Source organism: Asticcacaulis excentricus CB 48 (genome assembly GCF_000175215.2).
GTDB classification, from domain to species: Bacteria; Pseudomonadota; Alphaproteobacteria; order Caulobacterales; family Caulobacteraceae; genus Asticcacaulis; species Asticcacaulis excentricus.
In genome coordinates this window covers 437,662-462,390 of the sequence record NC_014817.1, presented here as the reverse complement: position 1 = coordinate 462,390, position 24,729 = coordinate 437,662, and the positions used below count along the sequence as shown (strand labels likewise).

The window sequence follows — 24,729 nt, the reverse complement described above, 5'->3', positions numbered from 1 at the left end:
TCATGTATTTATTGAAAAGCAGCGTCCTTGCAGGCGTTCTGGCGGCCTGCGCCTTTTCGGCGGCGGCCAAAGCTGATCCGGCAAATACGCTGGGGGCGCCCCCGCCGCTCACCGCATTCAGTAAACTTCCGGATATTGATAAGGTGGCCCTATCGCCCGACGGGAAACGCATAGCCCTGATCAAGGGGCTGGGGGCGCAACGGCTCTTGCTGGATATTGACCTTGAAAAGGATGACTTCAAAGCGCTGAAGGTTGGCAATGTGAAAGTCCGCCACCTGTTTTGGGGCGATGACACCCGCATCATCCTGATTACTTCGCAATCCGTTTATCTGCGCGAATTTGTCGGCGGCAAGGATGAATATTATTCGGGTCAGATACTTGATTTGCCCCGCAACAAGACCTTTGCCATGTTTGATAATACGGAAGGTTTTTATCCCATCGTTATGGGCGATTATAACCGCATCAAGGTCAAGGACGCGTACCGGGTCACCGCCTCCAACGTCAAAATTCAGGGTGAAGGCCTGCGCAGTCTGTATAGTTTCGATCTAAATACCGGGCGCGGACGTCAGATGGACGAAGAGCCCCATCACGTCCAGAACTGGATCGTACGTCCAGATGGCGAGATCATGGCTAGAGCAGAGTATGATCGCGATACCAAGGTATGGACGCTGCGCTACCGTCAGAATGGTAAGCTTCGCGCAATCTACTCGGAAAAGCAGTTGCTGGATGCGCCGTCTCTGGTGGGGCGCGGCCGCGATGACGAATCGGTGCTGGTCTACATCAATGCGGGAGAAAAGGCCGGCAACTATTACGAAGTCTTCCCGGATGGCCGCTTCAGCGAGCCTCTGGATACCAAGGGCAGCAATGTCGGGACCTTCTACCATCCGGCAACCGGCAAGCTGGCGGGCTTTATCAACTACAATCCCGATGGCCCCGCCTACACCTTCTTTGCACCTGATCTGGCCAGCCTGCCACGTCTGATCGAAAAAGGTATGCCCGGCTATACCTATCGCACTCTTGAAGATGTTTCGGATGATGGCAAAAAGATTATTGTATACGGCGAAGGCCCAGGCGATCCCGGTTCCTACTACTTTATAGATTACACCACCAAAAGCTTTAAGGTGGTAGGGCAGACGCGCCCCGACGTACCCGCGGAATGGGTCGCCGAAAAGCGCAAGGTCACCTACAAAGCGGCGGACGGCCTTGAGATTAATGGTTACCTGACCCTGCCGCCGGGCCGGGAAGCGAAAAACCTGCCGCTTATTGTCTTGCCGCATGGCGGCCCCGAATACTATGACGACATCAGCTATGACTGGATGTCTCAGGCCATCGCTTCGCGCGGCTATGCGGTCCTGCAACCCAATTTCCGCGGTTCCAGCGGTTACGGCGAGGCCTTCACCGAAAAGGGTTATGGCGAGTGGGGCCGCAAAATGCAGACCGACCTGTCGGACGGCGTGCGCTATCTGGCCAAGGAAGGCACGATCGACGCAAAGCGTGTGTGCATTGTCGGTGCGTCCTACGGTGGCTATGCGGCCATGGCCGGCGCGGCACTCGATCCCGGCGTCTATCGCTGCGCCAGTGGCATTGCCCCTGTCACCAACCTCAAGAAGATGATCGCCTACGAAGAAGAATCCGTCGGTTATGACAAACAAGCGCGGAAGGTGCTGTACTGGAAGCGTTTTCTTGGTGACGAAAGCCGCTGGGCGGAGGTCTCTCCGGATCTGAAAGCGGCCAATATCACCATCCCCATCCAATTGATCCACGGCAAGGACGACACTGTGGTGCCCATTGACCAGAGCTACCGGATGCGCGACGCCCTGAAAAAAGCCGGCAAGGAGGTCGATCTGATCCTGCTTAAGGAAGAGGACCACTGGCTGTCACGCGAAGCGACCCGCGTGCAAACCATGGATGCCGTGGTCAGCTTTATCGAAAAGCACAATCCGCCCCATTGACGAACAGACATACCGTGGATTGAGCCATTCAAACGTAAAAACGGGGGCGTTTATGCCGAATGAAATTTTTAATCGTCGCAGCTTTATTGGAGCGGGGGTCTCCGTATCTGCGCTTTGGGCGACAGGGGCGCTGGCAGAAAAGAACACCCTTGGCGTGCCACCTCCATTGACGCTTTATGGCGATCTCCCCGCTATTGATCACGTTGACCTCTCGGCCGACGGTGGGAAAGTCGTCATGGCCTCCGGACGTGGCGAGTCGCGCAGCCTGATTGTGTACGATTTGCAAAACCAAAAGGTATCAAAACAGCCGATTGGCGATATTAAGGTTCGGTCAGTCTCCTGGATAGATAAATCTCATCTTTTGATCGAGAGTTCCCTGACCTCAACACTCGCCATGTTCAGTGACGTACAGCAGGAGCTTTTCACAGCCATTGCGCTGAACTACGAAACCGGCAAGGCGCGGTCCATATACGGAAATATGGCTGACTATTTCCCCGTTCTGGGTTCCGATGCGTCGGTTATCCGAACGGATAAAAAAGCTTACGTGTTGGCGGGTGGTGTAACCCGCGTAAAATATCTTCGCATTCTAAATCGCTTTGATCCCGAAACCGGCAACGCCTTTCAGGTTGACGAAGGGAGCCCCGACACCACGGACTGGGCGATCAATGCGGAAGGCGGGTTGGTGGCGCGGGAAAACTACCGCCGCGAAACCTACACCTGGAGCCTTGAGATGAACCGGGGCGGTTGGAAGACCGTTATGACAGAAAAGGCTGAACTCGATTACCCCAACCTCGTCGGGCTGGGGCGGAGCCCTCAAACGGCAGCTATTTATTTCAATCAGGGAGACCGCGCCAACCGCTATTACGAAGCGACTCAGGACGGCGCACTGACCCCTATGTTCGAGGACGCCAAAGGCAGCATCAGCCTTCTGAGACATCCCAAAACGCATACTGTGGTTGGGTATGCCACGCACGGGCACTGGATCAAATACGCCTACACTGACCCGCAATTGGCTAAACTCGCCGAACAAGTCGGCAGCATTTTTACTGGCTACCGGACTTTGATCGTGTCACTGGCCGATGACTGCCAAAAGGCCATCATCTATTCCGAAGGTCCAGACGATGCAGGCACGTATTTCTTTGTGAATTTCGCTACAAGCGAAAATGTGCGCCTTGGACAAGCCTATCCCGATCTGCCTGCTGCCTGGATCACTGAAAAGATACCGTTTACTTATAAAGCCTCGGATGGCTTGGAGATCGAGGCCTATTTGACACTACCGCCGGGCCGGTCACCTGAAAAACTCCCTTTGATCGTCCTGCCGCACGGCGGCCCTTAGGCACGCGATACACAGAGTTTCGACTGGGACGTTAACGCCTATGCCTCACGCGGATATGCCATCCTGCAACCGAATTTCCGCGGTTCGGACGGCTACGGAGACGCCTTCGTCGAAAAGGGTTACGGCGAATGGGGCCGAAAGATGCAGACCGACCTTAGCGACGGCGTCCGTCACTTGGCAGCCAAGGGTATAATCGACCCCTCCCGTGTCTGCATTGCCGGTTATTCTTATGGCGGATATGCGGCTATGGCCGGAGCCACTTTTGATCCTGGTGTCTATCGCTGCGCTGCCGCCTATGGCGGCGTATCGGACCTACGCAGTATGATGGTGAGTGAAGGTAAGCAGTCTGGTGATAACAACAGTCACGCCATCCGTTATTGGAAACGTTATCTCGGCGATCCAGCGAAATGGGACGCCGCTTCCCCTCTACGCAACACCGACAAGGTGACCATACCGCTACTGTTGATACACGGAAAGGACGATACGGTCGTCGATTACATGCAGTCCAAGCTGATGGCGGAAGCTTTACAAAGAGCCGGCAAGCCAGTCGAACTTGTAACCCTCAGCGGTGAGGATCATTGGCTGTCGCGCAGCGAAACACGACTCACCATGCTGACCGCCATCGTCGCCTTTATCGACAACCATAACCCGGCCTATTAGCCTTACGTCCAACAACACAGGACTTTTGCAAAAAGCGGTGCTTGAAGTGTGCATGAGTTGACATATAGTTTCTCCGCTAGGGGATCTTTTTAAGGGGGAAATCATGCTATTCATCAATCGTCGGCACGCTCTGGGTCAGTTTTTGTCGGCCAGCGGTCTGCTGACCACTGTTCCACTGACAGTAAGCGCTTCTAAGGCGACGGCGGCTGAGTCCCCTCGTCCGGCTGTCTCAGTTTACGGACGCTTGCCCGACATGTCGGAGGTCACGATATCGCCGGACGGCAAGCGAGTGGGCTTTATTCGGAACATCAAAGGGCAGTTGGTCTTGATGGATTACGAGATCACATCCGGCAAGCTGAATTTTATGCCCATCACAGATATGAAAGTGCGTGATTTGACTTGGGCCGATAATGATCGGTTACTCGTGACATCCTCTGTGACGGCTGATCTGGTCAGATTTATCGGAGACAAGAACGAATATTCGCGCGCTCATATCGTCGATGTAAAAGCGCGTACCTCTTTGCTGCTTTATGAGAATCTGAAGGACTACTACCCAATAGTCATGGGCAGCCTTGGGCGCATTTTGATCAACGGTAAACCCCATGTGACCGCCTCGAACGTGCGGTTTGGTGCTGAGATTTTTTACAGCCTGCTGGCTTTCGACACCACCACAGGCCGTTATACCAAGCTGGATGAAGGCAGGGAACACGTCCTGAACTGGGTTTATAAACCCGACGGCACTCTGATCGCACGTTCGGAATACAAGCAGAGCGAAAAATTGTGGCGCCTGCGCTATCTCAACGCACTGTGGACCACCATTTACGAAGAGGTGTTCGACGAACTTGAGCGCCCGTTCCTAGTCGGACGAGGTCGCGCCGAAGACAGTCTGCTGGTTCGGTTTAACGGGGGGAAGTGGGACGGAAAATATATTGAGTTTTCACGGGACGGCACGCCGAGCGAACCAGCCACACTTACAGGAGACAATGTGTCTCCACTCATTCATCCGGCAACAAAACGGCTTGTCGGTTTTTTGCGGCGCTCCCCCGAAGGCAATGAATACGAATTTTTTGATCCATTGCTTGAAAAATTACATAAGGAAACCAATGCTCTGCTCGAAGGCAGTATCGTCACGCGCGTATTATCGCGGGCGGATGATCCCCGTAAGCTGATTGCCTACAGCGAAGCCGTTGATGACGCCGGAAGCTATTACTTCATCGACTTTACGACCGGCCAGAACAAGCTGGTGGGACAAACCCGTGCAGATTTGCCTGCCGATTGGATCGCTCCCAAAAGCGAACTCACCTACAAGGCGGCAGACGGCCTCAGCATTCATGGTTACCTGACACTGCCCCCGGCCCCGGCGCTCAAGGGCCGTGGCCCAAAGAACCTTCCCTTGGTGGTTTTACCGCACGGCGGTCCGCAAAGTGCTGATGAGATTGGTTTCGAGTGGTGGTCACAGGCGCTGGCCTCGCGCGGATACGCTGTCCTCCAACCGAACTTCCGTGGTTCCGACGGTTATGGTCAGGAATTTGTCGAGAAGGGCTACGGTGAATGGGGCCGCAAGATGCAAACCGACCTGAGCGATGGTGTGCGCTACCTCGCAAAGGAGGGCATTATTGACGCTAGGCGCGTTGCCATCACCGGCGCGTCCTACGGCGGCTATGCGGCCATGGCGGGGGTAACACTCGACACCGGCATATACCGGTGTGCGGTAGCTGTAGCCGGCGTATCCAACCTGAAGGCCATGATGGACTGGGAATTCAAGGAAACAGGTCGCCGACTGAGCCCAACGCTTCAGTATTGGAACCGTTTTATGGGCGACAAGAGCCTGTGGGATGCTGCATCCCCTGATCTGCACGTGGACAAGTGCGATGTCCCAATTCTGCTCATCCACGGTAAGGACGACGATGTGGTCCCGATAGAACAAAGCCAGCGCATGCAAAGGGCTATGCAAAAAGCCGGCAAACCGGTAGAAATGCTCGTACTCGCCGGGGAGGATCACTGGCTGACCACAGAAGCGACACGTCTTCAGATGCTTGAAGCCACCATCGCCTTCCTTGAAAAGCATAATCCCCCCGACCTGAGACGAGCCTAACTTGCAAAACGCAAGCTTTTTGGTTGCGAGAGACAAGTCAAATTCGCCCGGATTATCTGAGCCAGGGACAGAAAACTGTCGTATAAGACGTTACGAAATCCAATGGAGACGTCCCATGATCACCCGTGCCGCTCTGGTTACCGCTGCCTTCGTCCTCACCGCCACCTCGCCCGCCCTTGCCGCGCTTAAGGTGGGCGACAAGGCTCCCGACTTCATGGTCAAGGCCGCCACCAACGGCAAGGTTCATGATTTTTCGCTGAAATCAGCCCTGAAGCAGGGCCCGGTGATCGTGTACTTCTATCCGAAGGCCTTTACGGGTGGCTGCTCGCTGGAGGCACGTCAGTTCTCCGAGAACATGGACAAGTTTGCCGCCAAAAAGATCAGCGTGGTCGGCCTTTCGGCGGACGATGTGCCGACGCTTCAGAAGTTCTCCACCGCGGACTGCGGCGGCAAATTCCCGGTGGGCTCCGACAAGGGGGCTAAGATTGCTGAAAAATACGACGCCAAGCTGCCGGCGGTGCCCATGTCCGGCCGCGTCTCCTACGTGATCGGCAAGGATAGCAAGATCGCCTTCGTGCATGACTCGAAAGACGCTGCGACGCACGTCCCCAGCCTGCTGGCTGCCGCTAACGGGCTTAAATGAGCGGTTTTCAGAATCGGAAGCGCAGAAAACGTCCGTTGCAGACCGTTTGCACGCGATTACCGAGACTTGATTATGCCGGCGTTATAGACTATAGCGCCCGCTTCGCTTGCGTGGTGGTCATCCCTCATTGTGAGGAGCCATGATCCATCGTGTGTCCGGGACTTCCGCCCGAATGCGCGCCACCCCGCTCAACGGAAGAGGACCAAATGGCACTTTATGAACACGTCGTGCTCGCACGGCAGGACATTTCGCCGCAACAGGCGGAAGGTCTCAACGATACCCTCAAGGCGCTGATCGAAGAACTGGGCGGCTCGGTCGCCAAGATCGAATACTGGGGTCTGCGCAACCTCACCTACCGCGTGAAGAAGAACCGCAAGGCGCACTACTCGCTGCTGGCCATTGATGCGCCGGCCGCCGCCGTGAAGGAAATGGAACGTCAGTTGTCGATCAACGAAGACGTCATCCGCTTCCTTACCGTCCGCGTCGAAGAGCTGGATCTGGAACTGTCGCCGGTTCTGTCGCGTCGTGACCGTCCGGAGCGCGCTGAGCGTTCCGAACGTGCTGAATTCGCTGAGCAATAAGGAGAGCTGAAGATGGCTGAAGACACTATCGCCGCCACTCCGGGCGCTCCCGTCGGCTCCGCTCCGGCTCGTCGTCCGTTTTTCCGCCGCCGCAAGGTGTGCCCGTTCTCCGGCGCCAACGCCCCGAAGATCGACTATAAGGACGTCAAGCTGCTGCAACGCTACATCTCCGAGCGCGGCAAGATCGTGCCGTCGCGCATCACCGCCGTGTCGCAAAAGAAGCAACGTGAGCTGGCCAAGGCCATCAAGCGCGCCCGCTTCCTGGCACTTCTGCCCTACGTCGTGAAGTAAGGAGACGCACCCATGAAAGTTGTTCTCCTGGAACGCGTTGAAAATCTGGGCGTTATCGGTGACGTCGTGTCGGTGAAAGACGGCTTTGCCCGTAACTTCCTGCTGCCGCGTCACAAAGCCCTGCGTGCAACGTCCGCCAATCTGAAGTTCTTCGAAGCGCAGAAGGAACAGATCGTCGCACGTAACGCCGCCGCTCGCTCCGCTGCGGAAGCGCAAGGCGCCGAACTCGACGGTCAGCAGTACGTGATCATCCGTCAGGCGGGTGAAACCGGTCAGCTCTACGGCTCGGTCACCGGCCGCGACGTTGCTGACGCGGTCGCCGAAACCGGCGGCAAGGTTGAGCGCAACCAGATCGTTCTCGACACCCCGATCAAGACCCTTGGTCTGCACGCCCTCAAGGTGCGCCTGCACGCGGAAGTCACGATCTCGATCACGGTCAACGTCGCGCGCTCGGCTGAAGAGGCCGAGCGTCAGGCCGCAGGCGAAAACGTTATCGCCTCGCAGTTTGAAGAAGACCGTCTGGCTGACGAAGCCGCCGCCGCCGACCTTCTCGAAGGTGGTGCCGGTCAGGCCATCGAAGAGTCGTACGAGTACTAAGCGATCCATCACACGATCGAAAAGAAACCCCCTGAGTCCGGGACTCAGGGGGTTTTTTTGTGTCCAGTCGCCAAAATGGCGTACGCTCTCTTCAAAAAAACGTCACATTTCGGCAACGTCACGGCGGTATCTTTCGTTCCGCATACGTGCGCGTCTCTTTTCTGAACGGTGTCTTTAGACCGTTGTTTTTTGACGCTCTGGATAACTCCGGAAACTTCCAAAGCAAAAAGCGAAAAAAATCATTGTTATCAGTATTTGACACAAGCGTCACAAAGGGACGTCACGCGCTTTGCGGTCTTCCGCACCTGATCTGGCGGCCCAAACCCGATGTCTTCACATGTGACAAACTTGTGTCAACACTCACCTGAGCGACGGGCGAAAACACATGCCTGTCTTATTGGCGAAGCGTCTTCGCCAAACCCGTTTCCAGCTCAGAGTGGTGCCTTATGACTTTTTCCGCGCGCAAACTCCCTCTCCGTCAACGTCTGCTGAGGGTGAGCAGTGCTATCGCCCTCTCGCTTTCGGCCTCCCCTTTGCTGACCCCGACCGCTCTGGCCCAGTCCGCCGCCGAGGAGGCCACCGAGGTCGTGGTGACCGGGTCGCGGGTCAAGCGCTCGAAGCTTGAAACCCTCGCCCCGGTGGACGTCATCAAGAGCGAAACCCTTCAGAGCATGGGCTCGACCGAGCTGGCCGAAGCTCTGTCGCGTCTGGCACCCTCCATTTCCTTCCCGCGCCCAGCGGTCACCGACGGCACCGACAGCGTGCGCCCGGCGACCTTGCGTGGCCTGAGCCCAGATCAGACCCTCGTCCTGATCAATGGCAAGCGCCGGCACGCTTCGGCGCTGGTCAATATAAATGGCTCTGTCGGGCGTGGTTCGGCGGCGGTCGATCTCAACACCATTCCCGAAGCCGCCCTCGGCACCGTCGAAATCCTCCGCGATGGCGCTTCGGCGCAATACGGCTCCGACGCCATAGCCGGTGTAATGAACCTGCGCCTGCGCGAAGCGTCCAGAGGCGGCTCTGTCACCCTGTCTGGCGGCTATTACAACACGCGGGTCAAGACGGCGAACACCTGGTACAACCGCAGCGATGGCGAAAGCCTGTCGCTGAGCGGCTGGGTCGGCCTGCCTCTGCTCGGCGACGGTTTTCTGACCCTTTCCGGAGAGTACAAGGACCGCAAGCCCACCTCACGCGGCGGCCTCGATACCCGCGTCACCCCGGCGGCCATCAAGTCGCGCTATGGCGACCCGCAGGAGCGCGGCCTGACCCTGTTTGCCAATGCGGGTAAGGCGATCAATGACGTGTGGTCGGCCTATGGCTTTGCCGGCTATCAGGACCGGCGCAACGACAGCGCCGCCAACTACCGCAACCCGACCAACTCCGGCAATGTGGTGGCCATCTATCCGGACGGCTTCCTGCCCATTATTCAGGTGCACACCAAGGACATGTCAGCCACCGGCGGGGTTAAAGGCAGTCTGCGCGGCTGGGACGCCGATTTCAGCCTGACCTTCGGCGACAACAAGTTGGACTACGCAACGGCCAATAGCGTCAACGCCTCCTACGGCACAGCCTCAAAGACGTGGTTCTATTCCGGCTCACTCGACTACAGCCAGACTGTGTTGAATGCCAGCTTCGTCCAACCTTTCGACATCGGCCTGTATAAGCCACTGAACGTAGCATGGGGTCTTGAGGCGCGCGGCGAAACCTACAAAATCGAACAGGGCGAGGAACAATCGTGGGCCAAGGGGCCGCTCAGCGCGCCGCAGGGGGCCCAGGGCTTCCCCGGCCTGTTCCCGCAGAACGTCGCCGACGTGGATCGTCATAATTTCGGGGCCTATCTCGACCTTGAAACCAGCCTGACCGAAAAGCTGTCGGGCAGTATTGCGGTACGCTACGAAGACTATTCCGATTTCGGTGACAACACTTCGGCCAAAATCGCAGCGCGTTACGACTTTACCCCCGCCTTCGCTATCCGGGGTTCGGCATCGACCGGCTTCCGGGCCCCGTCTCTGCAACAGCAGTATTTCTCTTCGACCGCCACCAATTTCGTCAATGGCATCCCCCTGCTGATCACGACCTTCCCGGCCACGAGTTCGGTCGCCAAGGCGCTGGGGGCCGCACCTCTGGAGGCCGAAACCTCCAAAAACCTGGCGCTGGGCTTCGTCTTCCATAGCGGGCCGTTTGAACTGACACTCGACACCTACAAGATCGAGATCGAAGACCGCATCGTCCTGACCGAGAACCTGATCGGCAAGAGCGGCACGACCATTAGCAATCAGGGGGTCTATAACCTCTTGTCGCCTTATGGGGTGGACGCGGCCCGCTTTTTCATGAACGGCGTGGACACCACGACCAAGGGCATCGACCTCGTCGCACGTTATCGCCTGCCTTCCGAAGGCTTTGGCACCTACGATTTCAGCCTGGCTTATAACCACGGGGAGACGGATATCGACCGCTTCCCGGCCATCAACACGCTGTCGAGCCTGCCGTCACCCCCGGCCCTGTTCGCGCGCGTCAATCAGAACCTGTTGTCCAGTTCAACGCCGGAGGACAAGCTGAACGCGGCTATCGACTGGAAGCTGGGCAAGTGGTCAGCGGGCGTTTCGGCCGTCTCCTACAGTTCGGTCCTGGTCGCGCAGTCGAACACCGCCTTTGATTTTGAAACTGGCGACAAGACGGTGGTCAATGTGTCCGGCAACTACAAGTTCGACAACGGCGTCACCTGGGCCGTAGGCGTCGACAACATCGGCGACGTCTATCCCAAACAGACGCCACTGACGACGCTATCAGGCACGCTGACGCCAACCGCCAGCACCCAGTATAACGGCGGTGCGGCCTTCAGCGCCCGCTCACCGTTCGGCTTTAATGGGCGCTATCTCTACACCCGCATCACCAAGTCGTGGTGAGGGACAACTTTCTGACGTATGCTCACGCCCCGTCCTTCGCGGCGGGGCTCTCTCAGGCTTTAGACGCTTTTGTTGGGTGCGTTTCGTTTTAAACTTTACCTGATCCACGACTGCATTTAATTTCAAGCGCAATCATATCGGGTTGCGCTGCGCCTATAAGCGGACACCGAATAGGGGAAATCAGCTAACAGGCGTATTTTCCTTTTGAATTCGCTCCCGTCTGGGTCTAAAGGCAGGACGGGTGCGCTCACGCATCGTAATAAATCTTTACAGTCAAGTGAGCTGTTTCACCGGAATCTGGCTTGCATTCTGTCGCAATGCAAAAGATTTTCGCTGTTAACGGTCGTGATCAGGATTGCTCATGAAAAAGATCGAAGCTGTTATCAAACCTTTCAAGCTGGACGAAGTGAAGGAAGCCCTTCAGGAAATCGGCGTGCAGGGTATGACCGTTCTGGAAGCCAAGGGCTACGGCCGCCAGAAAGGACATTCCGAACTCTACAGGGGTGCGGAATATGTTGTTGATTTTCTGCCGAAGATCAAAATTGAACTCGTGGTTGCCGACGATCTGGCACCGGCCGCACTTGAGGCCATCCAGACCGCCGCACGCACGGGCAAGATTGGCGACGGCAAGATTTTTGTGAGCGACGTCATCGATGTCGTTCGCATCCGCACCGGGGAGTCCGGACCGCAAGCGGTCTGATCTTCTCCAAACTACCCAACCAAAAACCCAGGGCGTCAAAAAATGACCGCAGCAGACATTCTCAAGCTCATCAAGGAAAAGGACGTCAAGTACGTTGACGTTCGCTTCACCGACGTTCGCGGCAAGATGCAGCATGTGACCTTCGACATCGATCTCGTCGATGAAGACTTCCTCAATGACGGCACCATGTTCGACGGTTCGTCGATCGCCGGCTGGAAGGCCATCAACGAATCCGACATGAAGCTGCGCCCGGACCTGAAGACGGCCTATATCGATCCGTTCTATCAGCAGACCACCCTCTTCCTGTTCTGCGACGTTATCAATCCGGACACCAACGAGCCATATAACCGCGACCCGCGCTCGATCGCCAAAAAGGCGCTCGCCTACGTACAGTCGGCCGGTATCGGCGACACCGTCTATTTCGGTCCGGAAGCCGAATTCTTCCTGTTTGACGACGTCCGCTGGTCGATCGCGCCGAACAACACCGGCTTCTCCTTCGACTCTTCGGAACTGCCGATCAACTCAGCCAAGGAATACGCCGAAGGCAATATGGGTCACCGTCCGGGCCCGAAGGGCGGCTACTTCCCGGTCAACCCGGTGGACTCCTGTCAGGACCTGCGCGGCGAAATGCTCGCCGTCATGGGGGAACTGGGCATGGAACCGGAAAAGCACCACCACGAAGTGGCTCCGGCCCAACACGAGCTTGGCCTGAAATTCTCGGACATGCTCACCATGGCCGACCGTACCCAGCTCTACAAGTACGTCGTGCAGAACGTCGCCCACGCCTACGGCAAGACCGCGACCTTCATGCCGAAGCCGATGTTCGGTGACAACGGTTCGGGTATGCACGTGCACCAGTCGATCTGGAAGAACGGCAAGCCGCTGTTCGCCGGCGACAAGTATGCCGGTCTGTCGGACCTGTGCCTGTGGTACATCGGCGGCATCATCAAGCACGCCAAGGCCATCAACGCCTTCGCCAACCCGACGACCAACTCCTACAAGCGTCTGGTTCCGGGCTACGAAGCTCCGGTGAAGCTGGCCTATTCGTCGCGTAACCGTTCCGCCTCGATCCGCATTCCGTGGGTCTCCTCTCCGAAGGGCAAGCGTATCGAAGCGCGCTTCCCCGATCCGCTGGGCAACCCCTACCTGACGTTCACAGCGCTGCTGATGGCTGGTCTCGACGGTATCGAAAACCGTATCGATCCGGGCCCCGCGGCCGACAAAAACCTGTACGACCTGCCGCCGCAAGAGCAAAAGGCCGTTCCGGAAGTCTGCGGCAGCCTGCGTGAAGCCCTCGACAACCTCGACAAGGACCGCGCCTTCCTCAAGAAGGGTGGCGTGTTCGACGACGACTTCATCGACTCCTACATTGAACTGAAAATGGAAGAAGTGATGGCCTTCGAACTGCGTCCGCACCCGATCGAGTTCGAGATGTACTACAAAGGCTAAGCTGAATATCTCCCTGCAAGGGGTTGATTTCAAAGAACAAGCCGCTCCTGAAAAGGAGCGGCTTGTTTGTATTTGGCGACAAAGCCCACCACTTGGTACCGTTACGTCATGTCGGTTCCAGATTTAATTTCAAGCGATACCTTTATAGTCTCATATGTTACCAAAACGTTTTTCTGGGTTTGCGCGTTTAAGGCGGCCATATTGACACATAAATGACGCATTGCGCTCCGCGACGCCCGCTCTCTGCCTCAGGTCTCAATAAAACCCTTTGCGAAACAATCGGATGGCGGCACTCTTCGCCAGTGCAACATCCGCTTATCCAAGGGGGATAACTTGAAAACGTGGATTAAACTCTCAAAGGTGCTTGCGGCCTCCGCAACCCTCCTCATGGCGGCTCCGGTCGTCACCGTCGCCCACGCGGCGGCTGTCACTTCCGAAGCTGCGGTTTCGGAAGCGGCTCCGGCCTCAGAGGCCGCTCCGGCTGAAGCGGCTGCAGCCGAACCGCCGGCTCCAACCCTGCTCGCTCACCAGAAGCCGTTGGAACTGGACCTCGCGTCCTCGTCCTTCGTCTTCCTTTCGACTGCCCTCGTGCTTATGATGACCCTGCCGGGTCTGGCCCTTTTCTACGGCGGCATGGTGCGTAAAAAGAACGTCATCGCCACTGTGACGCAATCCGTCGCCGTGTCGTGCGTCGCCGGCATCCTCTGGTATGTTGTCGGTTACAGCCTGTCCTTCGGGGTGGCTGACAAGGCGCTATTGGGACTTCCGGCCGAGACCGTCAACAAGTTCATCGGCGGTTTTGATACGGTCCTGCTGAAGGGCGTCACCAAGGATACGGCTTTCAATCTGGCCCCCGGCCTGCCTGAAATGCTGTGGATCTCCTATCAGATGACCTTTGCGATCATCACTCCGGCCCTGATCACCGGCGCCTTCGCCGAGCGTATCAAACTGTCGGGTCTGCTATTGTTCATGGCCCTTTGGTCGGTCTTCGTCTACGCACCGATCTGTCACCAAGTGTGGGGCGGCGGCTTCATGGGCAGCATGGGCGTGCTCGACTTCGCCGGTGGTGCCGTTGTTCACGTGAACTCCGGTGTGGCCGGTCTGGTTGCGGCTCTCTTCCTCGGCCGTCGTAAGGGCTATGGCACCGAAGAAATGGCGCCGAACAACCTGATCTTCGTTATGATTGGTGCCGCCCTCCTGTTCGTCGGCTGGATCGGCTTCAACGCCGGCTCGGCCTGGACTCCGGACGGCATCGGTGCAGCTGCTCTGCTCAACACGATCCTGGCGGCACTCGCGGCGGCCCTGTCGTGGAAGCTGGTCGAATGGACCATACGTCGCAAGCCGTCGCTGCTCGGCATCCTGTCTGGTCTGGTGGCAGGTCTGGTCGCTATCACCCCGGCTGCGGGCTTCGTCAACCCGACGGGCGCCCTGATCATTGGCCTGATCGCGGGTCCGGTCTGCTACGTCTTCGCTTCGTGGGTCAAGAAGCTGCTCGGCTACGACGATTCGCTGGACGCTTTCGGCATCCACGGTGCGGGCGGTGCACTCGGCGCTATCCTGACAGGCGTGTTTGCCGACCCGGCGATCAACAGCCTGTCGGAAGGTGCCAGCGTCCTTACGCAGGTCATGGGTCTTGTCTACACTATCCTGTGGTCGGCCATCGGCACTCTTGTCATCCTCGTCATATGCAAGTTCACTACGGGCCTGCGCGTGTCGGAAGCGGATGAAGAAGCGGGTCTAGACTCGGCTCTCCATGACGAAGTGCATCACTAATACTTAAATACAAAATCCGTGATACAGATGGAGCGCTTTCGGGCGCTCCATTTTTTTTATCTAAATTTAAAATAGTATCTCTCAACGCTATTGTTTAGAACTTTGCATTTTTGTTACACGTCATTTGTTTATTAACCACGCAATAGAAATTTCTTTTCTCGCATGTACAATGAACCTGATGGCGTCGTAAAATTTTTCACGGCGCCAATACTATGCAGGAGGAGCGTTCAGGTGGCTCCATTAAAAAATGAGGAAGTCATCATGAAAAAAGTAATTATCATTGCCGCGGCCACTACGGCTCTATTCACAGCGGGCGCCGCCTCGGCCGAAAGTACGGTCAGCTATAATATCGGGGTTACCACCGACTACGTGTGGCGTGGCGTCACCCAGACCGATGAAAATGCGGCCATTCAGGGCGGCATCGATTACACCAACGGTATGTTTTACGCCGGCACTTGGGCATCAAACGTCGAATTCGGTGGCAAGGCCGACTATGAGCTGGACCTTTACGCAGGGGTGAAGCCCACAGCAGGTAATTTTACCTTCGACATCGGCGTGCTGGCTTATCTCTATCCGCAGGAAGACGACCTGAATTTTGAGGAGGTCAAACTGGGCGTTAGCCACCCCCTCGGCAAGGGCACAATCGGTGCGGCGGCCTATTTAAACACAGATGATAATTTCGAAGACTATTTCGAAGTCAACGCCGCCTATCCCCTAACCGATAAAGTGTCCGTTTCCGGCGCATTTGGTGACTATGGCACCTACAGCACCTGGAACCTTGGCGGCGCTTACGCCCTCACCTCCAACCTGTCTGTCGACCTGCGTTACCACGATACCGACGTCGATACACGCTACAGCGACGAACGTGTAGTTCTAAGCCTGAAGGCCGCGTTTTAAGACGTAGATACGGTTTGATCAGGAAACCGCCCGCGACTCGCGCAGGCGGTTTCTTGGGTTGCGGCCCATTCGCTTTTTGCGCACTGCGGCGCAAAAGTAACGCTGCGCCGCAGGAAAACCTCGCCACATTTGCAACACATAGAGGAGAAAGGCCACCTGAAATTCAATTTTTATTATTTAATTTCAATTATATAATTGAATTTATAGCTTGTGAACATCGCGTTAGAGATTCGTGACAATTTTACATCAAGCGCTGCCAAACCTTCCGCAGGGGGTAGTACGCAGCGTAAAAATTGCTACATTCATTATCGATTTACACCGCAGCTGCGTACTGCGGCCTATAATCTGAACCATAAAACAGGATACAGACCATGAAGAAGTTCCTCCTCGCCGCTACGATCGCAGCCAGCGCTCTGGTCGCAGGTGCCGCCTCCGCTGAAGGCGCCCTCAGCTACAACATCGCCGCCACCAATAACTATGTCTGGCGCGGTATCTCGCAGTCGAACAAGGAAGCCGCTGTTCAGGGTGGTATCGACTACACCAACGGTTCGTTCTACGCTGGCACTTGGGCTTCGAACGTCGATTTCGGCTCGGACGCTTCGCTGGAAGTTGATCTGTACGCTGGCCTGAAGCCGACCGTTGGCAACTGGTCGTTCGACTTCGGCGCTATCTATTACGCCTATCCGGACGAAGACGCCTTGAACTTCGGCGAGCTGAAGGCTGGTTTCACGCACCCGATGGGTAAGGGTACGATTGGTGCCGCCATGTACACCAACTGGGAGACGCTGGAAAATCCTTACTATGAGCTGAACGCGGCTTACCCGCTGACCGAAAAGTGGTCGGTTTCGGGTGCCATGGGTAAGCAGGAACTGACCAACGGTGACTACACCACCTGGAACATCGGTGCGGGCTACGCACTGACCCAGAACCTGTCACTCGACGTCCGCTACTGGGACACCGGCGACCACGATCTGGGTTGGACCGCAGATGGTCGCAACAACATGAAGGAGCAGATCGCTGTGACCCTCAAGGCGGCGTTCTAAGCCTTTAGGCTAATCCATCTGGCATTAAGCCACAGAAATCAGCCGCAAACCCCTTTGGGTTTGCGGCTTTTTTGTTTATGGATTGTTCACGCCCTCCATCGCCTGCCGGATGGAAATTCACCGAATCGGTACACAGTACGCGCATGTCCACTACGCCTCCACAGCCCTCTCTCTTCGGCGGCGACGCCCCCGTGTCTCAAACGGATACGCCAGCCATGCCTACTGCCAAACCCGCTCCCGCCAAAGCTGAGCCCGCCAAGACCTCGGCTCCCGCGCCCTCGGCCCTGACCGCCGAAGGTTACGGGGCTTCGGCGATTGAGGTGCTTGAAGGGCTGGAACCGGTGCGCAAGCGTCCGGGTATGTATATCGGCGGCACTGACGAAAAGGCGATGCACCACCTGTTCGCCGAAGTGCTCGACAACGCCATGGACGAGGCCGTCGCTGGTCACGCCAAGGCTATCTGGGTCGAACTGGATGCCGAAGGCTATCTCTCAGTACGCGATGATGGACGCGGCATCCCCGTCGATCCACACCCCAAATATCCCGGCAAATCAGCGCTGGAGGTTGTCATGACCGTCCTGCACTCCGGCGGTAAATTCTCCGGCAAGGCCTATGAGACCTCCGGCGGTCTGCACGGCGTCGGCGTCTCGGTGGTCAATGCCCTGTCTGAACACCTCGAGGTGACCGTATGGCGCGACGGGTTCGAATGGCAGCAGGTCTTTTCGCGCGGTCTCAGTCAGGGCCCCATCCGTCAGGTCGCGCCCTCCAAAAAGCGAGGCACCCGCGAACGCTTCAAGCCGGATGAAGAGATTTTCGGCGTCGGCGCGCACTTCAAACCGGCACGAATTTACCGCATGGCTAAGGCCAAGGCCTATCTGTTTCGCGGCGTACAAATCCACTGGAAGTGCGACCCTAGCCAGATTTCTGACCATACACCGGCAGAAGACAAGTTTTACTTCCCCAACGGTCTGGCCGATTATCTGGCCGAGCGCGTTCAGGAAACCGAAACCGTCACCGACATCTTCTCCGGCCGCGTAGAGCGGCAAGGCGAAGCCGGGGCCGTCGAATGGGCCGTCACCTGGTCCGGGGCCGGGTTCGGTGAATTTGACGGCTTTACTCAGTCCTATTGTAACACCATCCCCACGCCCGACGGCGGCACGCATGAGGCCGGCCTTCGCGCTGCCCTCACTCGCTCTTTGAAGACCTATGCCGAGATGACGGGCGACAAGCGCGGGGGCATTATCACTGCCGAAGACGTAGTAGCGCAAGCCGGCGTGGTGATCTCGGTCTTCATCAAGAACCCCGAGTTTCAGGGTCAAACCAAGGACCGCCTATCCTCCAGCGAGGCCCAGCGCCTGGTCGAAAAGGCGCTGGCCGATCCATTCGATCACTGGCTGATCAGTTCGCCAAAACAGGCCGACCGCCTGCTGCAATTCGTCGTCGAACGCGCGGAAGACCGCCTGAAAAAGCGTAAGGACAAGGAGGTGCAGCGCGCCTCAGCCACCCGTAAGCTTCGCCTGCCGGGCAAACTGGCCGACTGCGCACGTCAGGACGCCAATGGCACCGAACTGTTCATCGTTGAAGGCGACTCCGCCGGTGGCTCAGCCAAACAGGCGCGTAACCGCAATACGCAGGCCATCCTCCCCCTTCGCGGTAAGATCCTCAACATCGCCTCAGCCACTGCTGACAAGGCCAAGTCCAATCAGGAATTGTCCGATCTGGGGCTGGCCTTGGGTGTGCAGCCCGGCGCGCGTTTCAAAGAAGACGACCTGCGCTACGAGCGCATCGTCATCATGACTGACGCCGACGTGGACGGCGCGCACATTGCCTCACTGCTGATCACCTATTTCTACCGCACCATGCCGTCGATGATCCGCAATGGTCACCTCTATCTGGCCATGCCGCCGCTGTACCGCATCAGCCACGGCACCAAGATCGTCTATGCCAAGGACGACGCGCACCGGCTGGAAATCCTTGAAAAAGAGTTCAAGGGCAAGAAGCCCGAAATCGGCCGCTTCAAGGGTCTGGGCGAAATGATGCCGGCGCAGCTCAAAGAGACAACCATGGATCCGAAGACGCGCACCCTTGCGCGCGTCACCCTGCCTGAGAATGAGAGCGACATCGAGGATCTGGTCGAGACCCTGATGGGCCGCAAACCGGAACTGCGCTTCAAGTACATTCAGCAAAACGCCGAATTTGTCGGCGATGATCTGGACGTCTGAGCCGCCGCAGCGCAATAAATCTCTGTCCTTTTATGTAAAATCTGATACTAGAGGCCGCAAAGCCTTTACCGGCGTATTTATCGCCGTGTCCGCGCTTACGCGGCGGCTGATTTTTCCTGCGACTGTCCGAAACGGCAACCCTTCAAAGCTGAATGACCAAATTTACCGATCTAGGCCTGAACCCCGATATCCTGAAAGCCGTAGCCGATACCGGCTATGATACGCCGACCGCCATTCAGGAACAGGCCATACCCATCGCCCTGATCGGACTGGACGTTCTGGGAATCGCCCAAACCGGCACCGGTAAGACAGCGGCCTTTACCCTGCCGATGATCGAAAAGCTGGCTTCGGGTCGTTCGCGCGCCCGGATGCCGCGTGCCATCGTGCTGGCACCGACCCGCGAACTGGCCGATCAGGTGGCCGAAGCGTTTGAGAAATATGCCAAATATTGCAAGCTCAACTGGGCCCTGCTCATCGGCGGCGTCTCCATGGCCGATCAGGTGGCCAAGCTGGACAAGGGCGTCGATGTCCTGATCGCCACGCCGGGCCGTCTGCTCGACCTGTTTGAACGCTCCAAGGTGATGCTCAACGGCGTACAGCTGATGGTGGTTGACGAAGCTGACCGAATGCTCGACATGGGCTTCATCCCCGACATCGAACGCATCTTCAAGCTGACACCGCCGTCTCGTCAGACCCTGTTCTTCTCAGCGACCATGCCGCCGGAAATCACGCGTCTGACCGAGCAGTTCCTGAAGAACCCGGTCCGCATCGAAGTCTCACGCCCGGCGACAACCAACGAAAATATCACCCAGTACGTCTATCGCGTGCCTTCGGGCGATTCCAAACTGCTGGCCAAGGCCAAGCGTCTGGCGCTGCGCACCCTCATCGGGCAGCTGGAGATCAATAACGGCATCGTCTTCTGCAACCGCAAGACCGATGTCGATATCGTCGCCAAGTCTCTGTCGGTACACGGCTTTAATGCGGCCCCCATCCATGGCGATCTGGATCAGTCCTTGCGCATGAAGACGCTCGATGCCTTCCGCAGTGGTGAACTGAAACTGCTGGTGGCTTCTGACGTCGCGGCGCGCGGGCTGGATATCCCCAGCGTCAGCCACGTCTTCAATTTCGATGTGCCACACCATGCCGATGACTATGTACACCGTATTGGCCGCACGGGCCGCGCCGGTCGCACGGGCGAAGCCTATCTCATCCTCGCGCCCAACGATGAAAAGAACTACGATAAGGTTCTGAAGCTCATCAAGAAAGAGCCGAATACGCTGGAGCTGGATGTCGATTGGAGCCCGCTGGCCGATGCGCGTCCAGAGCGCGAAAAGCCTGCGCGCGGTCGCGGTGAACGCACTGAGCGCGACCGTTCGGCTCGCCCGCGCCGTGAACGCGGTCGCAAGGGCGAATCGGCCGTTGAAGCGGTCACCGAAGCCGTAGTCCCGGAAGAGATCGTCGTGGATGCCGCGCCGCCTCCGGAGAAAAAAACGCGCCGCCGCAAATCCACTGCGGCAGACACCCCGCCCCCGCGCGCAAAGGCAGTCTCTGACGATTTTCCGTTGAAAGACAACGAAGACAGCCTGCCCAAAGGTCCGGACTGTCAGGGTTTCGGCGGCCATGTGCCGGCCTTTATGCTGCGCAGCGCCTATCGCTGAGGGCAAGGGTAACGCAAAATAAGTTCCCGCGTTAACCGCCTGTCAGAGAAATTGACTTAATGTGTTTCTCGTCACCCGATTCGTGACACAAGGAAGCCTTTATGAGCAACGACATAGAAGTGAGCGTTCGCAGTTCCAATGCCTATAGCCTGGCAGTCGAGGCCATTCGGCTTATGGAAGTGCACGGGGTCTGGCCGACGCCGCTCAATTATGAAATCTGGCTCTATGTCGCGGGCGATCCCAACTCGGCTCTGGCGCAGGAAATTCATCGCCTGATCGGTTCGGGTGAGAAGATTACCGAGGAAATCTCCGAAAGCCTCGCTTCGAAATTCATTTCCCGCCTCAAGCTGAATGACGAAGTGCGCGACGCAGGCCTGCGTCTGACGCGTGAGTTGGCCTCGGTCAGCGAAGTCATCAGCGAAGCCCAGAAGGCGCAGAAAGACTATAACGAGACTCTAGAAGGCGCACGCAGCAGCATCGACGGTGATTCCGATGCACAACGCCTGCGCCAGCTAGTCGGGCGTCTGACGGACGCCACCTCGCAAATCCTAAACCAGCACGCCCATTTCGAGGTTCGCCTCAGCGAGTCCTCACGCGAAGTGGCACGTCTGCGTAAACACCTCGATCAGGTGCGCCTGGAAGCCATGACCGACGCCCTGACCAATCTGGCCAATCGCAAATCCTTCGACGAAGCGCTGGAACGCCACTGCGACAGCGACGAAGGCAAGAATATCACTCTGGCCGTTCTCGATATCGACCATTTCAAACGCTTCAACGACACCTGGGGCCATCAGACGGGCGATCAGGTCCTGCGTTACGTCGCCTCAGTCCTGTCGCGCATTGGTCGCGCCCCACGCATGGCCGCGCGCTACGGCGGTGAAGAATTTGCTATGATTTTCCCCAGCGAAAATATGGCTGTCGTCGAGCGTCTGCTCAACGAAGCGCGACAGGAAATCGCCTCCCGCGTGCTCAAGCGCCGTTCCACGAATGAAGATCTTGGCACGATCACGATTTCTGTTGGCATCGCCGAGCGTGACTACGGCGAAGACGCCTACGACCTGCTTGATCGCGCCGACAAGGCCCTCTATCAGTCGAAGAATAACGGTCGCAACATGGTCACCTGTGCCAAATCGGCCTTGAAAGCGACCGACGCCGCCTGAGAAACATAACTGAGAAAATATAATTTGAACATTGTTCAAATTTATGCAACAAGAAGCTGGTGGCGATCCCGTCACCAGCTTTCTTTGTGGATACTACCATGCGCGCCTTCGCCTTCGCCCTTGCCTACTGGGTTTTCTCCATCGGCTACAGCCTGATGGCTATTGGCCTGTCGCTCTTGCCGGGTCGCAAACCGGTTCTGTGGGTGGTGCAGCGCTATACGCGGCGAATGGTCTGGGCCATGCGGGTACTAGCCGGCATCCGGCTTGAGGTGCGCGGGCGTCACCTCGTGCCGGACACGCCGGTCATCTTCGCCGCCAAGCATCAGTCCTGGGGCGACGGCTTTTGTCTTTATTCGCAGTTTGAGGACGTGGCCTTCGTCACCGGCGATCATCTGGAAAAGTTTCCGCTGATGGGCACGCTGCTGCGCAAGCTGGGGGCCATTGTCGTCAATAATTGCGGCGGCCACGAAGCGCGACGCAGTCTCAGCCAGCGTTCGGCCGAAGCCGACCGTGACGGCCGCCACATCCTCATCTACCCCGAAGGCCACCTCAATGCGCCCGGCACCTATCGCCGCTATCGTTCAGGCGTGTGGCACATGTATAAGAATTTCAACCGCCCCGTAGTGCCCGTCGCCACCAATCTCGGTCTGTTCTGGCAGGAAACGCAGTACCGCAAGACCGCCGGCACAGCGGTGCTGGAGTTCCTTGAACCGATCGCGCCCGGCCTCGACAAAGCGCAGTTCATGACAGTGCTGCAATCACGCATCGAAGGCCGCACACAGGAACTGATTGCCGAAGTGCGCGGCGGCCCGGTTGAACCTTCCGAGTTGGTCAGTGAAGGGCCCGTTGCCGCTTAAATACATAAGATATAAGGTTTTTTAACAGACGCCCTTTAAGAATACAGCAGCCAGTCCTGTTCTGTAAGGTCCGCCGTGCCGCGCCCTCTCCGTCTCTCCCATCTTATCGACACGGATAAAAATCTGCTGATTGTCACCGCCCGCGGCGACTATACCAGCGAGGGCTTTGTGGATGCCCTGATCGATATTTATCAGCGGATCGACCAGCCGTGGCTCTACAACCGTATTCTGGATATGCGCTCCGCTCAGGGCGTGGTGGAACTGGCCGACCTGATGCGGGCAGCCGCCTGGTTGGCTCAGGCCGCCGGTACGCCGCCCCCACCGCGGCGGCGTCTGGCCCTGCTCTCCAGCGACCCGTTCGACCGCGCACGCCTGAACGCGCTGGGTGACGCCTTCCCCAAGGCCTTCATACAACTCTTCGAACGCCGCGACGAAGCCATCGAATGGCTCACCACCCCACAACCCTGACTCGTGGGAGGGACACCGGTTCCCTTTTAAGATAAGTGGTTCTTAAGTATTGGCATGTAAGCTAACCGGATAAATCACAAAGTTCGCTTACCATGTCGCAAAAATATCGCCTCAGTGTCTATCTGGATGACATTCATTCCATCCTGATTGCCCGCGTTTTCGGCCCTATGCCCAGCGCCGAACTGTGCGACCGCTTCATCGAAGCCTATGCCGAAATCGGCGAGCCGTGGCGCTATGACCGTCTGATCGACTTTCGCCGCTACACCGGCCATCTGGAAGACGAAGACCGCGAACGTTTTGCGCAGACCTGGGCCGAGTGGACCCGCAATGTCCCCGAAGGTCGGCGTGTCGCCTTCGTCACACACGATGCGGTCGAAGAAGACTCCATTCAGCGCGATTACGCCTCTTTCCCCAAAGACACGATGCGCAACTTCTACACCGCCGATGAAGCGCTCGACTGGCTAACCGGACGCAGTGGAGAGGTCGAGTTTGTGCCTCTGGCCTTGCGGGCCTGATGCGGGTTAGTCCGATTCCGTGGCTGCGGGCTTGATCGTTACACTTTCACCACACCCACAGGCATCCGTCTCGTTCGGATTGTTAAACACGAACTTCGACGCCAGCTTGGTCGTCTCATAGTCGATAACGGTGCCGACCAGATACAACACCGCCTTAGGTTCGATCAGTATGGTCACCCCTTTGTCGGTCACCACCTCGTCAAGCGGGTCCGCGGCCTCGGCATAGCTCAGCACGTATTCCTGACCCGCGCAGCCGCCCTGCTTCACACCGACGCGCAGACCCACATAGGGCTTGTCAGCGCGCGACATAATGGTCTTGACCTGCGCGGCGGCCGCATCCGTCAGCGACACGATGGCTGGACGGGGCCGACGGGGACGAGGCGTGATAACAGGCTGAATATCCATAGCTATCTCTGCGGCCTTTATACTCACGGAAGGGGGCACATAGGGGAAACCGCGTTTCCCCTATGCGAACTAAAACATGTTGAGCTGAAGTTTGGCTTCGTCACTCATCTTCGAAGAGTCCCACGGCGGATCGAAAACCAGATTAACGTGACAATCGGCGACACCACGCACGCCCATCACCGCATTTTGCACCCAGCCGGGCATTTCCCCCGCCACCGGGCACCCCGGCGCGGTCAGGGTCATATCGACCACCACTTCGCGGTTGTCATTGATATCGACGCGATAGATCAGGCCCAGCTCATAGATATCGACCGGGATTTCCGGGTCGAACACCGTCTTAAACGCCGCGATCAGCTCATCGGTCAGGCGATCCAGTTCCTCCTGAGGCAGTAGCTCAGGATTTTGGGGCTCGACCGCCGTCGTTTCTTCCGGTGCAAACAGCTCGGCCTGCCCCGGTTCGGCAACCGTTTCGCTGGCGTCCTCAGCGGACAGGGAAATGATCTCGTGCTTGGACATGGTCA

The 24,729-nt window shown here is 57.5% G+C and carries 21 protein-coding genes and 1 pseudogene; 20 read left to right on the top strand and 2 right to left on the bottom strand.

Annotated features, from left to right (window positions below):
- Positions 1-2 precede the first annotated feature (2 nt).
- The 20 genes and pseudogenes from ASTEX_RS13805 (at position 3) to ASTEX_RS13715 (ending at position 23,803) form a co-directional block, all read left to right on the top strand.
- Positions 3-1,952 carry an alpha/beta hydrolase family protein gene (locus tag ASTEX_RS13805; protein WP_013480248.1) on the top strand — a complete coding sequence of 650 codons (1,950 nt, stop codon included), beginning with the start codon at positions 3-5 and terminating at the stop codon, positions 1,950-1,952.
- Between the two features lie 52 nt (positions 1,953-2,004).
- Positions 2,005-3,288: an alpha/beta hydrolase family protein gene (locus tag ASTEX_RS13800; RefSeq protein ID WP_049781733.1), complete on the top strand. Its 1,284-nt coding sequence runs from the start codon at positions 2,005-2,007 to the stop codon at positions 3,286-3,288.
- Between the two features lie 27 nt (positions 3,289-3,315).
- Positions 3,316-3,948: pseudogene (locus tag ASTEX_RS19985) on the top strand (alpha/beta hydrolase family protein); the annotation flags it as partial.
- Between the two features lie 103 nt (positions 3,949-4,051).
- Positions 4,052-6,043, top strand: a complete 1,992-nt coding sequence (locus tag ASTEX_RS13795; protein ID WP_013480247.1) for an alpha/beta hydrolase family protein — start codon at positions 4,052-4,054, stop codon at positions 6,041-6,043.
- A gap of 115 nt (positions 6,044-6,158) precedes the next feature.
- Positions 6,159-6,686 (top strand): peroxiredoxin, encoded by a 528-nt coding sequence (locus ASTEX_RS13790; RefSeq protein WP_013480246.1) that lies wholly within the window; start codon positions 6,159-6,161, stop codon positions 6,684-6,686.
- Positions 6,687-6,892: 206 nt separating this feature from the next.
- Entirely contained in the window at positions 6,893-7,267 is a 375-nt protein-coding gene (gene rpsF, locus ASTEX_RS13785) for a 30S ribosomal protein S6 (RefSeq protein WP_013480245.1), read from the top strand.
- 12 nt (positions 7,268-7,279) lie between these two features.
- Positions 7,280-7,558, top strand: a complete 279-nt coding sequence (gene rpsR / locus ASTEX_RS13780; RefSeq protein WP_013480244.1) for a 30S ribosomal protein S18 — start codon at positions 7,280-7,282, stop codon at positions 7,556-7,558.
- Between the two features lie 12 nt (positions 7,559-7,570).
- Complete coding sequence (gene rplI / locus ASTEX_RS13775) at positions 7,571-8,155, top strand: 50S ribosomal protein L9 (protein ID WP_013480243.1); 585 nt, start codon at positions 7,571-7,573, stop codon at positions 8,153-8,155.
- 446 nt (positions 8,156-8,601) lie between these two features.
- Positions 8,602-11,061 carry a TonB-dependent receptor plug domain-containing protein gene (locus ASTEX_RS13770; RefSeq protein ID WP_013480242.1) on the top strand — a complete coding sequence of 820 codons (2,460 nt, stop codon included), beginning with the start codon at positions 8,602-8,604 and terminating at the stop codon, positions 11,059-11,061.
- A 361-nt stretch (positions 11,062-11,422) separates the two neighbouring features.
- Positions 11,423-11,761, top strand: coding sequence for a P-II family nitrogen regulator (locus tag ASTEX_RS13765; protein WP_013480241.1), 339 nt, complete (start codon positions 11,423-11,425; stop codon positions 11,759-11,761).
- 42 nt (positions 11,762-11,803) lie between these two features.
- Complete coding sequence (gene glnA, locus ASTEX_RS13760; protein ID WP_013480240.1) at positions 11,804-13,210, top strand: type I glutamate--ammonia ligase; 1,407 nt, start codon at positions 11,804-11,806, stop codon at positions 13,208-13,210.
- A gap of 333 nt (positions 13,211-13,543) precedes the next feature.
- The gene (locus ASTEX_RS13755) at positions 13,544-14,983 is read left to right on the top strand and encodes an ammonium transporter (RefSeq protein WP_013480239.1); all 1,440 of its coding nucleotides are present in this window, start codon (positions 13,544-13,546) and stop codon (positions 14,981-14,983) included.
- 261 nt (positions 14,984-15,244) lie between these two features.
- Positions 15,245-15,880, top strand: a complete 636-nt coding sequence (locus ASTEX_RS13750) for a TorF family putative porin (protein ID WP_013480238.1) — start codon at positions 15,245-15,247, stop codon at positions 15,878-15,880.
- A 371-nt stretch (positions 15,881-16,251) separates the two neighbouring features.
- On the top strand, positions 16,252-16,923 hold the full coding sequence (locus tag ASTEX_RS13745) for a TorF family putative porin (RefSeq protein ID WP_013480237.1): 672 nt from the start codon (positions 16,252-16,254) through the stop codon (positions 16,921-16,923).
- Positions 16,924-17,138: 215 nt separating this feature from the next.
- Entirely contained in the window at positions 17,139-19,145 is a 2,007-nt protein-coding gene (gene parE, locus ASTEX_RS13740; RefSeq protein WP_013480236.1) for a DNA topoisomerase IV subunit B, read from the top strand.
- A gap of 152 nt (positions 19,146-19,297) precedes the next feature.
- Positions 19,298-20,803, top strand: a complete 1,506-nt coding sequence (locus tag ASTEX_RS13735; RefSeq protein ID WP_013480235.1) for a DEAD/DEAH box helicase — start codon at positions 19,298-19,300, stop codon at positions 20,801-20,803.
- Between the two features lie 101 nt (positions 20,804-20,904).
- Positions 20,905-21,963, top strand: a complete 1,059-nt coding sequence (locus ASTEX_RS13730) for a GGDEF domain-containing protein (RefSeq protein ID WP_013480234.1) — start codon at positions 20,905-20,907, stop codon at positions 21,961-21,963.
- 98 nt (positions 21,964-22,061) lie between these two features.
- The gene (locus ASTEX_RS13725; RefSeq protein ID WP_013480233.1) at positions 22,062-22,820 is read left to right on the top strand and encodes a lysophospholipid acyltransferase family protein; all 759 of its coding nucleotides are present in this window, start codon (positions 22,062-22,064) and stop codon (positions 22,818-22,820) included.
- A gap of 75 nt (positions 22,821-22,895) precedes the next feature.
- Complete coding sequence (locus ASTEX_RS13720; RefSeq protein WP_013480232.1) at positions 22,896-23,288, top strand: STAS/SEC14 domain-containing protein; 393 nt, start codon at positions 22,896-22,898, stop codon at positions 23,286-23,288.
- Between the two features lie 92 nt (positions 23,289-23,380).
- The gene (locus ASTEX_RS13715; protein WP_013480231.1) at positions 23,381-23,803 is read left to right on the top strand and encodes a hypothetical protein; all 423 of its coding nucleotides are present in this window, start codon (positions 23,381-23,383) and stop codon (positions 23,801-23,803) included.
- 6 nt (positions 23,804-23,809) lie between these two features.
- Here ASTEX_RS13715 and ASTEX_RS13710 read toward each other — a convergent pair whose 3' ends face one another.
- Entirely contained in the window at positions 23,810-24,208 is a 399-nt protein-coding gene (locus ASTEX_RS13710; RefSeq protein WP_013480230.1) for a HesB/IscA family protein, read from the bottom strand.
- A gap of 69 nt (positions 24,209-24,277) precedes the next feature.
- Positions 24,278-24,724 (bottom strand): SUF system Fe-S cluster assembly protein, encoded by a 447-nt coding sequence (locus tag ASTEX_RS13705; protein WP_013480229.1) that lies wholly within the window; start codon positions 24,722-24,724, stop codon positions 24,278-24,280.
- Between the last annotated feature and the right edge of the window lie 5 nt (positions 24,725-24,729).

What these genes read in the sequence shown, in the direction of transcription:
- ASTEX_RS13800 (WP_049781733.1), top strand. Translation starts at nt 2,005, where the DNA reads ATGCCGAATGAAATTTTTAATCGTCGCAGCTTTATTGGAGCGGGGGTC.
- ASTEX_RS13805 (WP_013480248.1), top strand. Translation starts at nt 3, where the DNA reads ATGTATTTATTGAAAAGCAGCGTCCTTGCAGGCGTTCTGGCGGCCTGC.
- rpsF (WP_013480245.1), top strand. Translation starts at nt 6,893, where the DNA reads ATGGCACTTTATGAACACGTCGTGCTCGCACGGCAGGACATTTCGCCG.
- ASTEX_RS13795 (WP_013480247.1), top strand. Translation starts at nt 4,052, where the DNA reads ATGCTATTCATCAATCGTCGGCACGCTCTGGGTCAGTTTTTGTCGGCC.
- ASTEX_RS13765 (WP_013480241.1), top strand. Translation starts at nt 11,423, where the DNA reads ATGAAAAAGATCGAAGCTGTTATCAAACCTTTCAAGCTGGACGAAGTG.
- ASTEX_RS13770 (WP_013480242.1), top strand. Translation starts at nt 8,602, where the DNA reads ATGACTTTTTCCGCGCGCAAACTCCCTCTCCGTCAACGTCTGCTGAGG.
- parE (WP_013480236.1), top strand. Translation starts at nt 17,139, where the DNA reads ATGCCTACTGCCAAACCCGCTCCCGCCAAAGCTGAGCCCGCCAAGACC.
- ASTEX_RS13735 (WP_013480235.1), top strand. Translation starts at nt 19,298, where the DNA reads ATGACCAAATTTACCGATCTAGGCCTGAACCCCGATATCCTGAAAGCC.
- ASTEX_RS13705 (WP_013480229.1), bottom strand. Translation starts at nt 24,724, where the DNA reads ATGTCCAAGCACGAGATCATTTCCCTGTCCGCTGAGGACGCCAGCGAA.
- ASTEX_RS13790 (WP_013480246.1), top strand. Translation starts at nt 6,159, where the DNA reads ATGATCACCCGTGCCGCTCTGGTTACCGCTGCCTTCGTCCTCACCGCC.
- glnA (WP_013480240.1), top strand. Translation starts at nt 11,804, where the DNA reads ATGACCGCAGCAGACATTCTCAAGCTCATCAAGGAAAAGGACGTCAAG.
- ASTEX_RS13715 (WP_013480231.1), top strand. Translation starts at nt 23,381, where the DNA reads ATGTCGCAAAAATATCGCCTCAGTGTCTATCTGGATGACATTCATTCC.
- ASTEX_RS13725 (WP_013480233.1), top strand. Translation starts at nt 22,062, where the DNA reads ATGCGCGCCTTCGCCTTCGCCCTTGCCTACTGGGTTTTCTCCATCGGC.
- rplI (WP_013480243.1), top strand. Translation starts at nt 7,571, where the DNA reads ATGAAAGTTGTTCTCCTGGAACGCGTTGAAAATCTGGGCGTTATCGGT.
- rpsR (WP_013480244.1), top strand. Translation starts at nt 7,280, where the DNA reads ATGGCTGAAGACACTATCGCCGCCACTCCGGGCGCTCCCGTCGGCTCC.
- ASTEX_RS13730 (WP_013480234.1), top strand. Translation starts at nt 20,905, where the DNA reads ATGAGCAACGACATAGAAGTGAGCGTTCGCAGTTCCAATGCCTATAGC.
- ASTEX_RS13745 (WP_013480237.1), top strand. Translation starts at nt 16,252, where the DNA reads ATGAAGAAGTTCCTCCTCGCCGCTACGATCGCAGCCAGCGCTCTGGTC.
- ASTEX_RS13710 (WP_013480230.1), bottom strand. Translation starts at nt 24,208, where the DNA reads ATGGATATTCAGCCTGTTATCACGCCTCGTCCCCGTCGGCCCCGTCCA.
- ASTEX_RS13750 (WP_013480238.1), top strand. Translation starts at nt 15,245, where the DNA reads ATGAAAAAAGTAATTATCATTGCCGCGGCCACTACGGCTCTATTCACA.